Below are 12,658 nucleotides of genomic sequence, written 5' to 3'. Positions count from 1 at the left end.
ATCTGGAGCCGCAGAGTATGGTGATTCGCGTCGCAGCCCTGTTTGCGTTGCTGGCCTCCCTGATCGGCTGCACGCCGGACTCCGACGCGGCGCCGCCGTCCGGCCGCAACACGGCGATGGCGGCGGTGCCCGGCGACGTGCCGGCGGTGCGCTGGCATGCGGTGCTGATTGCCGGCGACAACAACAGCCCGTCCTTCGACAACGGCATCGACGCGCTGCGCGACAAGCTGTCGGCGCGCGGTGTTCGGGACATCCGCCTGCTCACCTCAGATCCCGGGCGCAATCCGTCGGCCGAGGTCGCCAGCGCGGCGAACGTCTCCAACGCGCTGCGCAATGCGGGGGGCGCAGGGGCCTGCCTCGCCTTCATCACCAGCCATGGAAATGAAACAGGCGTCGTGCTGCGGCAGGCCAACGGCGTCATCCGGCCCGCCACGCTCGACAATGCCCTCGACGCGGGCTGCGGCACGCTGCCGACGGTCGTCGTCGTCTCGGCCTGCCACAGCGGGGTCTTCCTGACCTCTTCCATGCGCCAGCCCAACCGGGTGGTGCTGACGGCCGCCGCGGCCGATCGCGTGAGCTTCGGCTGCGGCGCGGGCGACCGCTTCACCTATTACGACCAGTGCCTGCTGGAGCAGTTCGATTCAGCCTCGACCTGGAGCCAGCTCGCCCAGGCCACGCGGAGCTGCGTGCAGAACCTCGAGAAGAGCATGGGCATCCGTACGCCGTCGCAGCCGCAGATCTTCGTCGGATCCGCTGTCGCGAACCTCAGGCTGCCGGGCCGCTAGATTCGCTCCAGCGCCATGTCGCGCAGGCGGGCGCGCTGGATCTTGAAGCCGTTGGGTGAGGGCGTCTTCGGGAAATCGTCGAGCGCGAAGACGCGCATCGGCACCTTGTAATTGGCGAGGCCGTGCTTGCAATGCGCGATGGCGGCGGCCTCGTCGAGCGACGTGCCGGGCGCGAGGATCACAAAGGCGACCGCCCGCACGCCGTCCGCGCGCGGCACCGCGATGGCCTGGCAGCCGGCGATACCGGGCAGCTTCTGCAGATGGGTCTCGATTTCGAGGGGGTTCACGAGGAAGCCCGAGAGGCGCAGCACGTCGCCCATGCGGCTGAGGAAGGTGAAGCCGCCGCTTCCGTCGAGTTCGGCGAGGTCGCCGGTGCGGACATAGCCGTCGGCGGTCACGGTCTCGGCGGTGGCTTTGTCGTTACCGTAATAGCCGACCATCAGCGACGGGCCGGCACATTCGAGGGCGCCGGGTTGGCCAACGCCCAGCAATTCGCCGGTCTCCGGATCGCGGACGCGGACATGGCCGAGCGGCGAAACGGGAACGCCGCCACCCTTCTTGCGGCGCGCGACCTCGGCGTCGATCGGCTGCAGGGAATAGAGCGCCTGCACCTCGCTCATTCCGTAGAGGCCGCAAAGCCGCAGACCGCGCCGTTCTGCGGTTTCCGCGATGTCGTCCAACGACGCGTTGAAGGCGGCATAGCCTGCCCACCTCACCGAGGGGAAGGGATGGTCGCCGGGTACTGCATCGAGCAGGCGGGCAAACATGTCGTCGCTGCCGAACAAAGTCGTGGGACGATGGCGTTCGATCAGGCGGGCGATCTCGTCGATCTCGGAGGAATCGACCAGCACGCACGGCCGGCCGGCCGCAAGCGTCGCCATCGTCTGGTCGAAGCCGTAGACGCCGCACAACGGCAGGATCGACAGGGACAGGGTGTCGGGTGCGGTGAGGCCGAAGGCGCGCGCGACCTGCTGGGCGTGGCTGGCGATCGCACCCTGGCGGTGCAGCACGAACTTGGGCGCGCTCGTGGTCCCCGAGGTCGTGAAGATATTGCAGAGCGCGCTGGCCTTCGCATTGTTCAGGCCGAGTCGCGGTCGCGAGAGCAGTCGCTCGAAAGGCACGCGCCGCAGACGCTCGATGGCGGGCGGGATCGAGGCGGGCTCGTCGCCCACTGTGACGACGGCCGCGAGCCTGTCGAGAGCCGCGGGCTCGACATCAGCCAGGATCGAGAGGAAGTCGATCCGACGGAAGCCCGGCGCGCAGGCCAGCACCTTGGCGCCGGACCGACCGACGATGTCGGTGACTTCGACCGCGCGATAGCGCGTATTGACCGCGACGGCGATGGCGCCCAGCCGGATGCACGCAAGATAGAGGATCGGATAGGCCGGCACGTTGGGCAACCACAGGGCCACCCGATCGCCGGGGCCTATGCCCAGGTCGGCAAGGCCCTGGGCGGCGCGTCGCGCGCTCTCCGCGAGCTCCAGGAAGGAAATCGTGCGATCACCGTGCAGCAAGGCCGGTGCGTCGGGAGTCTGCACTGCGATGTCAGCGACGAGCGTCCAGACATCGGCGGCGGGTTGGGCGAGAGGCATGCGCGCGGAGACTACCCGAAGACCGTTTCATCACAAGCGGGTCACCTTGACCCGGCACGCCGCTTGCCTAACGCTCGCCATTGGGGATTGGGAGTCGTGATGTTCCGTCGAAGCCTTTTTGCCGCGCCGCTCGTGCTGGCTGCCGCGTCGGCGCGCGCCCAGCAATGGGTGCCGAAACAGCCGATCAAGATCGTCGTCGGCTACGCGCCCGGCGGCACCGCCGATATGGCCGCCCGCATCGCGGCGGAGACCATCCAGCGCCAGCATGGCTACACGGTGATCGTCGACAACAAGACCGGCGCCGGCGGCTTCATCGCGTTGAAGGCCGTGGCCCAGGCGCCGGCCGATGGCTACACGGTGGGCATCGGCATCATGGGGCAGCTCGCGGTCGGCCCCGTCGTCCCGGGATCGCAGATTCCGCTCGATCTCGACAAGGAGCTGACGCCGATCTGCAATCTCGTCGGCGTGCCGATGGCCCTGATCGTGCGCGTCGATGCTCCTTTCAAGACCATCCCGGAGTTCGTTGCCTACGCGAAGGCCAATCCCGGCAAGGTGAGCTATGCCTCGACCGGTCTCGGCTCCACCAATCAGCTCGGCGCGGAGTTCCTCGCGGCCGAAGCGGGCGGCCTGAAGCTGATCCATGTTCCGTATCGCGGCGGTGCGCCCGCCATTGCCGACGTGGCCGCGGGAAACGTGGACGTGTTCTTCGGCAATGTTTCGGAACTGATCGGCCAGGCGCGCGGCGGCAAGGTGCGGGTGCTTGCGCTCGCGGCGACGAAGCCCACGCCGCTCGCGCCCGAACTGCCGCTGCTCACCAAGGACATTCCGGCGCTCGACATCAACAACTGGTTTGGCCTGATGGGGCCGGCGGCCCTGCCGGCCGACATCAAGGCGGCGCTTGCCAAGCTGTTCATCGACGCGATCTCGGACCCCAAGAATACCGAAACGCTGGCTAAGCAGGGACTTGAGCCGATCGGTCAGGGACCCGAAGCTTTCGCCGCCTATATCGCCAAAGACCGCGAGCGTTGGGCGAGGGTCGCCAAGCAAGGCAATGTAAGAGCTGAATAGCAAAGGAAGAGTAATGAGTGCGCCGCTTTCCCTCGGGATCGACATCGGGGGAACTTTCACCGACCTCGTCATTCATGATCCGCGCACCGGGCGCGCCGTTATCTGGAAGGAAAGCACGACACCGGACGATCCCGCCCGAGGGGCGCTCGAAGGCACGCGGCGTGTCCTGGAGAAGGCGGGCGCCCGGCCGCAGGAGATCGGCCGCGTGGTTCATGCCACGACGTTGTTCACCAACGCGCTGATCGAGCGCAAGGGCGCGAAGACCGGCCTGCTCACGACGGCGGGCTTCGGCGACGTGCTGGAGATCGCGCGCGAGCGCAAATACGAGCTCTACGATCTCTTCATCGAGATGCCGAAGCCCCTGGTGCCGAGGCCGTGGCGTCGCGAGGTGAAGGAACGGTTGGGGCCGGACGGTTCGATTGAGATCGCGCTCGATGTCGAGGCGGCGCTGGCGGAAGTGGCGGATCTGGTGGAGCAGGGTGTGGAAAGTCTCGCCATCTGCTTCCTGCATTCCTATGCCAATGCCGCGCACGAACGCGCGATCGGCGCGGCCGTGGCCGAGCGCTTCCAGAATCTGTCGATCTCGCTGTCGTCCGACATTGCGCCGGAGATCCGCGAGTATCTGCGCGCCAGCACGACGGTGGCCAACGCCTACGTACGGCCGCTGGCCGAGATCTATCTCGAACGGCTCGAGCAGGCGCTGCGGGACGAGGGTATTCCGGGCGGCCTGTTCCTCATGCTGTCCAATGGCGGCCTCACCCATGTCAGCGAGGCCAAGCGGGCGCCGGTGCAGCTGCTGGAGAGCGGGCCCGCGGCCGGCGCGCTGGCAGGCGCCTGGTTCGGCCGTAATGCCGGGCTGGAGCGCGTGTTGGCCTTCGACATGGGCGGGACGACCGCCAAGCTCGCGCTGGTCGATGATGGCGAGCCGCTGGTCGCCTGGGGCTTCGAGGCGGCGCGCGAGAAGCGCTTCCTGCGCGGCTCGGGCCTGCCGATGCAGATCGCCACGGTCGAGCTGATCGAGATCGGCGCCGGCGGCGGCTCGATCGCCCACAAGAGCGATCTCGGCACCTTGAACGTCGGGCCCGAGAGCAGCGGTGCGCAACCGGGACCGGCCTGTTATGGCCGCGGTGGCACCGAGGCGACCGTGACGGACGCCGACCTGACCCTTGGCTATCTCAACGCCGACTTCTTCCTGGGCGGCGCCATGAAGATCGACGCGGTGGCGACGAATGCCGCCTTCGGAAAGCTGGCCGGCGCCTTGGGCGTCGAGCCGGGCCGCGCGGCCTTCGGCGTGCACGACGTGGTGAACGAGAACATGGCCGGCGCGGCGCGTGTCGCGATCGCCGAGCGCGGCCGTGTGCCCTCCGAGTACGCACTGCTCGCGACCGGCGGCGCAGGGCCCGTCCATGCCTGGCACGTCGCGCGCAAGCTCGGCGTCAGCCGCGTCGTATGTCCGCCGGGTGCCGGCGCGGGCAGCACCATCGGCATGCTGATGGCGCCGGCCCGCGTCGATCGCGTGGCCAGCTTCACGACCGCGCTGGCGGACGCCGATCTCGCCGCCGCGGATCGCCTCTTCGCCGATCTCGAGAAGGAGGCGCTGGACGTGCTGCACCTGACCGGCGCCGACGTCGAGAACCGAACCGTTCGGCGCCTCGCCGACATGCGCTACATCGGGCAGGGCAGCGAGATCACCGTCGTGCTGCCGCAGCTCCTCGCCGAGGCCGAGGTGAAGACCTCTTTCGAAGCCGCCTACAAGGCGCTGTTTGCACGGACTCCGCCGGGCGCGGCGATCCAGTTCGTGGCCCTGCGCCTCTCGGTCAGCGCGCCGATGCCCGGCACCGGCGGCAAGCTCGAACTGCCGCGACACGCTTCGGCGAACGCGCTCAAGGGCACACGGCCCGTGTTCTTCCCCGACGAAGGCAAGACGCTTCCGACGCGCGTCTGGGACCGCTACGCCCTCGAACCCGGCGTCAGCATCGACGGGCCCGCGGTCTTCGAGGAGAACGAGAGCACCTTCATCGTCGGTCCCAACTCCAAGGCCCGGCTTCTGGCCGACGGCTCCATCCTGGCGGAGGCAAACTGATGTCGCGCACCTTCGATGCCATCGAACTTGAACTGCTCTGGCGCCGGCTGATCTCGCTAGTCGACGAGGCGGCGGCAGCGATGGTCCGCACCTCGTTCTCGACGCTGGTGCGCGAGAGTTACGACTTCTCCTGCGTCGTGACCGATGCGTCCGGCCAGTCGCTGGTGCAGGCGAGCGAGAGCATCCCGAGCTTCATCGGCACCCTGCCCGAGACCGTGAAGCACTTCCTGCGTCACTTTCCGGAAGACCAGCTCGCGCCGGGCGACGTGCTGATCACCAACGACATCTGGCTTGGCACCGGCCATCTGCCGGACGTGACCCTGGCCAAGCCGATCTTCCGCAACGGCAAGCTGATCGCCTTCAGTGCCACCACGGCGCATGTGCCCGATATCGGCGGCAAGATCAGGAGCCCCGAGCCGCGCGAGGTCTTCGAGGAGGGGCTGCAGATCCCGCCGATGAAGATGATGGCGGCGGGCAAGACCGACGAGACGCTGGTGGCGCTGATCCGCAAGAACGTGCGCACGCCGGACCAGACGATGGGCGATCTCTACGCCCAGATCGTGGCGCTCGACCTGATGGAAGATCGCCTGCTCGTGCTGATGGAGAATTACGGCCTGCCCGATCTCACCGATCTGGCGCGCGAGATCCAGGGGCGCTGCGAGGCGGCGATGCGGACGGCGATCCGCGAACTGCCGGACGGCACCTATCGCAGCGAGCTCAAGACCGACGGCATCATGGACAAGCCCATCAACATCAAGATGGCGCTCACCATCAAGGGCGACGAGATCCTGATCGATTTCGCCGGCACCGACGCCCAGGTCGACCGGGCGATCAACTGTGCCATGTGCTACACCAATGCGATGTGCATGTATGGGGTGAAGGTCTGCACCAACTCCAACCTGCCGAACAATGAAGGCGCGTGGCGGCCGATCACGCTCACCGCGCCGCCGGGCTGCATCGTCAACCCGCAATTCCCGGCGCCGGGCGGCTCGCGCATGCTGATCGGCCACTACATCCCGATGCTGGTGTTCGGCTGCCTGGGCCAGATCGTGCCGGAGCGGGTGATGGCGGCCTGCGGTTCGCCGATGTGGGGCATGAACCAGTCGGGTGTGCGGGAAGGCGGCAAGCCCTACGCCAATATGTTCTTCTACAACGGCGGCATGGGCGGCAACACGCAGGGCGACGGCGTCACCTGTCTCTCGTGGCCGTCGAACGTCAGCTCGACCTCGATCGAGATCAGCGAACACATCGCGCCGTTGCGCTTCCATCACAAGAAGCTGCGCCCCGACTCGGGCGGCGCCGGCCGTCATCGCGGCGGGCTGGGGCAGGAGATCCTGATCGAGAGCCGCAGCGAGACGCCGATCGCGGTTTCCTTCCTGGCCGAGCGCACGATCTTTGCGGCCTTCGGCATCGAGGGCGGCAAGGACGGGGCGCCGGGCGAGCTGCGCATCAACGGCGAGAAGACCGATCCCAAGAAGCAGTATGTCCTGAACAAGGGCGATACGGTCTCGCTGGGCACGCCCGGCGGCGGCGGTCATGGCGATCCCAAGCTGCGCTCCGCGGCGGCACTCGCCGCCGACGTGGCGGCGGGCTACGTCACGGCGGTGTCGGACTATCAGGGCGACGACTGAGCGAGCCGGATCGGGGAAATTCATGGCGTCGCGGGCGGCGGGCGGGATAACGTGCGCGCCGCTTCGACGATTTGAGGAAACGCCATGAAGATCGCCTATTCCGCCGCCAGCCCCTATGTCCGCAAAGTTCTGGCCTGCGCCATCGCGCGCGGGCTCAACGACAAGATCGAGCGCTGGAAGGTCGGAACGACCGATCCGGCGCTGCTGCCGGTCAATCCGCTGTCCAAGGTCCCGAGCCTGATCACCGACGACGGAATGTCGCTCTACGACAGTCCGGTGATCTGCGAATATCTCGACAGTCTCGGCAGCGCGCCCAAGCTGTTTCCCGCGCCCGGTCCCGCGCGCTGGAAGGCGCTCACCCAGCAGGCGCTGGGCGATGGCATCCTCGACGCCACCCAGCCGCGTCGCCGCGAGATCGCGCTGCCGCAGGACGAGGGCCGCCAGAGCTACATCGCCCTGCAGCAGGGCAAGGTCACGCGCTCGCTCGACCTGCTGGAGAAGGAGGCCGATTCGCTGGGAGACCTGACGACGATCGGCGAGATCGCGATCGGCTGTGCGCTCGGTTATCTCGACTTCCGCTACGCCAACGAACCGTGGCGTCCGGGCCATCCCAAGCTCGCCGCCTGGTACGACAGGGTCGTGAAGCTTCCGCCTCTTGCCGAGACGATGCCAGTGGGTTGAGACTGTCGCTCGTTGGTGCTCCTCAAGGCAACTGAAGGGAGATCGATGAGCGATATCGACACCAAGCCGCAGGCGGTGGAGCGGACCAAGACCAAACAGCCGCCGCTCTACAAGGTGATCCTGTTGAACGACGACTACACGCCGCGCGAGTTCGTGGTCGTCGTTCTGAAGGCCGTGTTTCGCATGACCGAGGAACAGTCCTACGTCGTGATGATGACGGCCCATCAGCGCGGCGCCTGCGTCGTGGCCACCTACACGCGCGACATCGCCGAATCCAAGGCGAGCGAAGCCAACGACATGGCCCGCGGTGCGGGCCATCCCCTGGAGTTCAGCACCGAGCCTGAGGAGTGAGGTGCCGACGCGGGTCCAGCCCCTTTTTGCAAGCCTTTGCGATCATTGGAGAATCCGGCGAATCAGGCGAAAATGGCCTGAGAAACTTCGGTGGAGAATCAATGGGTTGACGGGAGCGGCTGCGGTCCGTATTTTCCGCCCGCTTTCGGAATTCACCCCGGCCCGGCCGGGGCTTTTTGTTGAGTTAGGGCCATGAAGATCCGTCATTCTCTCAAGTCGGTGAAGCTCCGTCACAAGGACTGCCGCATCGTGCGCCGCAAGGGCCGTGTTTACGTGATCAACAAGACCAATCCGCGCTTCAAGGCCCGCCAGGGCTGAAGACGGCGTCAGCGTCTTAGCGAAAAAGCGGCGGGAGCTTCGGCTTCCGCCGCTTTTTCATTTGGCGTATGAGCGAAGCATGGAGATGCCGCCGCTCGATCCCGCCATTCTCGCCCGCCGGTCGGAGATCGTCGCCGCGCTGCGCGCCATCGTTCCGGGCGAGGGCGTCATCGACGATCTCGACGGCATGCGCCCCTTCGAATGCGATGCGCTGTCGGCCTATCGCCAGATGCCGCTGGTCGTGGTGCTGCCCGAGACCGTGGCCCAGGTCGCCGCCATCCTGCGCTACTGCCAGGACAACAAGGTGAAGGTCGTGCCGCGCGGCGGCGGCACCTCGCTGTCGGGCGGTTCGATGCCGGTGGGCGACGCGATCTTGCTGGCCATGGGCAAGTTCAACCGCGTGCTGGAGATCGACTACGCCAACCGCTGCGCCCGCGTGCAGCCGGGCGTCACCAACCTCGGCGTCACCAAGGCGGTCGAGCACGAGGGCTTCTACTACGCCCCGGACCCCAGTTCGCAGATCGCCTGCTCGATCGGCGGCAACGTCGCGGAGAATTCCGGCGGCGTGCACTGCCTGAAGTACGGGCTCACGACCAACAATCTGCTCGGCATCGAAATGGTGCTGATGAACGGCGAAGTCGTCCGGCTGGGCGGCAAGCATCTCGATTCCGGCGGCTACGACCTGCTCGGCCTGATGACAGGCTCGGAAGGCTTGCTGGGTGTCGTCACCGAGGTGACGGTGCGGCTGCTGCGCAAGCCTTCGACCGCGCGCGCCGTGCTGCTGGGCTTCCCGACCGAGGCGGGGGCGGCCGACTGCGTCGCCGCCGTCATCGCCTCGGGCATCATCCCCGGCGGCATGGAGATGATGGACAAGGACGCGACCAAGTGCGCCGAGGCCTATGTCGGGGCGGGCTATCCGCTCGATGCCGAGGGGCTGTTGATCGTCGAGCTCGACGGGCCGCCGGTCGAGGTCGACTACCTGGTCGAACGGGTCGCCGAGATCGCCAGGGGCCGCGGCGCCACGACCATCCGGGTCAGCAACGACGAGCAGGAGCGGGTGCTGTTCTGGGCCGGTCGCAAGGCCGCGTTCCCCGCCGTCGGCCAGATTTCGCCGGATTACATGTGCCTCGACGGCTCGGTGCCGCGCGGCAAGCTGGTCGAGGTGCTGGCCGAGATGCGCCGCCTGTCGAAGCAGTATGGTCTGCGGGTCGTGAACGTCTTCCATGCCGGCGACGGCAACCTCCATCCGCTGATCCTGTTCGACGCCAACGATCCCGACGAGCTGCGCCGCTGCGAGGAGCTGGGCGCCGACATCCTGCGGCTCTGCGTGCGGGTCGGCGGCGTGCTGACCGGCGAGCATGGCGTCGGCATCGAGAAGCGCGACCTGATGGGCGTGCAGTTCACCGAGATCGATCTCGATCAGCAGATGCGCGTGAAGTGCGCCTTCGATCCCGACCACCTGCTCAATCCCGGCAAGGTGTTCCCCAAGCTGCGCCGCTGCGCCGAACTCGGCCGCCTGGTCGTGACGCAGAACAACCTCCCGTTCCCCGACATTCCCCGGTTTTAAGAGTGTTGAACACAACATTCATCGGAGCGCGCAACTCCGGTTGCGCTCATGCTCATGAAAGAATGCGCAACTGGAGTTGCGCGCTCCTATGACAATCACGATCAAGCCACGCTCGGCTGAAGAGCTGCGGCAGGCGGTGGAGTGGGCGCTGGGCGAGGGCGTGACGCTCGACGTCCGCGGCGAGGGCAGCAAGCTTGCGCTCGGCAAGCCGCTGCGCTGCGACCAGGTGCTGGATCTGTCGGGCCTTTCCGGTATCGTCGACTATGCGCCGGAAGAGCTGGTCGTCACGTTGCGCGCCGGCACGCCGATGCGCGAGGTCGAGGCGTTGCTCGCCCAGCGCAACCAGATGCTGGCCTTCGAGCCGCCCGATCTCGGCCCGCTGCTCGGCGGCGAGCCGGGGCGGGGAACCCTGGTCGGCGCGGTCATGGGCAATCTCGCGGGCTCGCGCCGCCTCTCGGCCGGCGCGGCGCGCGACCATCTGCTGGGCTTCAGCGGCGTCAACGGACGCGGCGAGGCTTTCAAGTCGGGTGGCCGCGTGATGAAGAACGTCACCGGCTACGATCTCTCCAAGATCCTCGCGGGTTCGTGGGGCACGCTGGCCGTCCTCGACGAAGTCTCGGTCAAGGTGCTGCCGGCGCCGGACCAGACCGCCACGTTGATTCTGCTGGGTCTCGACGATGGGGCAGCGGTTCGCGCGATGTGCGCGGCGATGGGCAGCCCGCACGAGGTCTCAGGCGCGGCACACCTGCCGGGCAAAACGGCGCTTCGTCTCGAGGGCGTGGCGCCCTCGGTCGAGGCACGGCTCAAGGGCTTGCGCGGACTGATGGCCGACTCCGGTGCGAAGATGGAAGAACTCGGCACGCTGGAGAGCCGGGCCTTCTGGCGCGAGGTGCGCGATGTCGTGCCGTTGAACGCCGCACCCGATGCCGTGGTCTGGAAGATCTCCTGCCCGCCGACCGAAGGCCCCCCCATCCTGGCGCGCATCGAGGCGCAGCGGCCTGGCGCGCAAGCTTTCTACGACTGGTCGGGAGGACTGATCTGGCTGGCGCTGCCGCCCTCGGTCGACGCCGACCACGCGATCGTTCGCGGCGCGCTGGGCGCGACCGGTGGCCACGCGACCTTGATCCGCGCGCCCGAAGCCGTCCGCGCGGCCGTGCCGGTCTTCCAGCCGCAATCCGCCGCGCTCGTGGCACTCACGGCGCGGGTGAAGGAAAGCTTCGACCCCAAGGGGCTCTTCAATCCAGGCCGGATGGGCTGACGTGCAAACCAACTTCACCCTGGCTCAGCTTGCCGATCCCGAGAATGCGCGCAGCGAGCACATCCTGCGCAAGTGCGTGCATTGCGGCTTTTGCACCGCCACCTGCCCGACCTTCGTGTTGCTGGGCGACGAGCGCGACAGTCCGCGCGGGCGCATCTATCTCATCAAGGCGATGCTGGAGGGCGACCGCGCGCCCACGATGCAGGAGGTCCGGCACGTCGATCGCTGCCTGTCGTGTCTCTCCTGCATGACGACCTGCCCGTCGGGCGTGAACTACATGCATCTGGTCGATCATGGCCGGCATCGCATCGAGGAGACCTATACGCGGGCCCCGGCCGATCGCTTCATGCGCGGACTGCTTGCGTGGCTGATGCCGCGGCCGACGGCCTTCCGCTGGGCCATGGTGCTGGGCCGTCTCGCCAAGCCGCTGGCGCCGCTGTTGCCGGCGACCAGCACCGATCCGGGCGGCGCCACCTTCCTGCGCCGGCTGCGCGCCATGCTCGATGCCGTGCCGATGCGCTTGAGCGGGCCCTCGCCGGTGGACCGGCCGCAGACCTTCCCGGCGAAGGGCCTGCGCCGCAGGCGCGTGGCGCTGATGCCGGGCTGCGGCCAGCAGGTGCTGGCGCCGGAGGTCAACGAGGCCACCGTGCGGCTGCTGACACGCCACGACATTGAGGTGGTGAACGTCGCGGGCTCGGGCTGCTGCGGCTCCTCCGTCCTCCATGTCGGACGCAACGAGCAGGCGGTCGCTCTGGCCAAGGCCAACATCACCGCCTGGCTGCGAGAGATCGACGGGGCGGGCCTGGACGCCATCGTGATCAACGCCTCGGGCTGCGGCACGACGGTCAAGGACTACGGCAACATGCTGGCCGACGAGCAGGAATGGCACGAGAAGGCGCTGCAGGTCGCCAAGCTCGCCAAGGATGTCAGCGAGGTCATCCTCGATATCGGTCTCGTGAACGTCGAGCCCAAGGGATTGACCGTGGCCTATCATTCGGCCTGCTCGATGCAGCACGGCCAGAAGGTGATCGAACAGCCCAAGCGGCTGCTGCGCGATGCCGGCTTCGTCGTGAAGGACGTGCCCGAGGGGCATCTCTGCTGCGGCTGGGCCGGCACCTACCAGGTGCTGCAGCCCGAACTGTCGCGACGCCTGCGCGACCGCAAGGTGGCGAATATCGAGAGCGTGAAGCCCGACGTGATCGCGGCCGGCAACTTCGGCTGCATCGGCAACATCGCCGCGGGCACCGGCATACCCATCGCCCACACGGTCGAACTGCTCGACTGGGCCACCGGCGGCCCGAAGCCGGCCGCGCTCGACTGACCG

11 protein-coding genes are annotated in these 12,658 nt (G+C 67.6%); 10 read left to right on the top strand and 1 reads right to left on the bottom strand.

Going from position 1 to position 12,658, the window contains the following annotated elements; all coding sequences use genetic code 11:
* Positions 1-17 precede the first annotated feature (17 nt).
* Positions 18-785 carry a C13 family peptidase gene (locus tag ACP15H_RS11245; RefSeq protein WP_425066270.1) on the top strand — a complete coding sequence of 256 codons (768 nt, stop codon included), beginning with the start codon at positions 18-20 and terminating at the stop codon, positions 783-785.
* On the opposite strand, the gene ACP15H_RS11240 is transcribed toward ACP15H_RS11245, so the two are convergent.
* The gene (locus ACP15H_RS11240; RefSeq protein ID WP_425066269.1) at positions 782-2,377 is read right to left on the bottom strand and encodes an AMP-binding protein; all 1,596 of its coding nucleotides are present in this window, start codon (positions 2,375-2,377) and stop codon (positions 782-784) included. The genes ACP15H_RS11245 and ACP15H_RS11240 overlap by 4 nt on opposite strands.
* Before the next feature lie 99 nt (positions 2,378-2,476).
* On the opposite strand from ACP15H_RS11240, the gene ACP15H_RS11235 reads away from it, so the two are divergent.
* From ACP15H_RS11235 to glcF, 9 genes are all read left to right on the top strand, one after another.
* Positions 2,477-3,445: a Bug family tripartite tricarboxylate transporter substrate binding protein gene (locus tag ACP15H_RS11235; RefSeq protein ID WP_425066268.1), complete on the top strand. Its 969-nt coding sequence runs from the start codon at positions 2,477-2,479 to the stop codon at positions 3,443-3,445.
* A 13-nt stretch (positions 3,446-3,458) separates the two neighbouring features.
* The gene (locus tag ACP15H_RS11230; protein ID WP_425066267.1) at positions 3,459-5,528 is read left to right on the top strand and encodes a hydantoinase/oxoprolinase family protein; all 2,070 of its coding nucleotides are present in this window, start codon (positions 3,459-3,461) and stop codon (positions 5,526-5,528) included.
* Positions 5,528-7,159: a hydantoinase B/oxoprolinase family protein gene (locus tag ACP15H_RS11225; RefSeq protein ID WP_425066266.1), complete on the top strand. Its 1,632-nt coding sequence runs from the start codon at positions 5,528-5,530 to the stop codon at positions 7,157-7,159. Before ACP15H_RS11230 ends, ACP15H_RS11225 begins: the two co-directional genes overlap by 1 nt.
* Positions 7,160-7,243: 84 nt before the next feature.
* On the top strand, positions 7,244-7,840 hold the full coding sequence (locus ACP15H_RS11220) for a glutathione S-transferase family protein (protein ID WP_425066265.1): 597 nt from the start codon (positions 7,244-7,246) through the stop codon (positions 7,838-7,840).
* A 45-nt stretch (positions 7,841-7,885) separates the two neighbouring features.
* Positions 7,886-8,191 carry an ATP-dependent Clp protease adapter ClpS gene (gene clpS / locus ACP15H_RS11215; protein WP_425066264.1) on the top strand — a complete coding sequence of 102 codons (306 nt, stop codon included), beginning with the start codon at positions 7,886-7,888 and terminating at the stop codon, positions 8,189-8,191.
* 192 nt (positions 8,192-8,383) lie between these two features.
* Entirely contained in the window at positions 8,384-8,509 is a 126-nt protein-coding gene (ykgO, locus tag ACP15H_RS11210; RefSeq protein ID WP_068191747.1) for a type B 50S ribosomal protein L36, read from the top strand.
* A 79-nt stretch (positions 8,510-8,588) separates the two neighbouring features.
* Positions 8,589-10,076 carry an FAD-linked oxidase C-terminal domain-containing protein gene (locus ACP15H_RS11205; RefSeq protein WP_425066263.1) on the top strand — a complete coding sequence of 496 codons (1,488 nt, stop codon included), beginning with the start codon at positions 8,589-8,591 and terminating at the stop codon, positions 10,074-10,076.
* Positions 10,077-10,164: 88 nt separating this feature from the next.
* Positions 10,165-11,334, top strand: a complete 1,170-nt coding sequence (gene glcE / locus ACP15H_RS11200; RefSeq protein ID WP_425066262.1) for a glycolate oxidase subunit GlcE — start codon at positions 10,165-10,167, stop codon at positions 11,332-11,334.
* Position 11,335: 1 nt separating this feature from the next.
* Positions 11,336-12,655, top strand: a complete 1,320-nt coding sequence (glcF, locus tag ACP15H_RS11195) for a glycolate oxidase subunit GlcF (RefSeq protein ID WP_425066261.1) — start codon at positions 11,336-11,338, stop codon at positions 12,653-12,655.
* The last annotated feature ends 3 nt before the right edge of the window (positions 12,656-12,658 follow it).

The organism is Reyranella sp. (assembly GCF_965249915.1).
GTDB lineage: Bacteria > Pseudomonadota > Alphaproteobacteria > Reyranellales > Reyranellaceae > Reyranella.
This window is presented reverse-complemented; position numbering and strand designations above follow the sequence as displayed.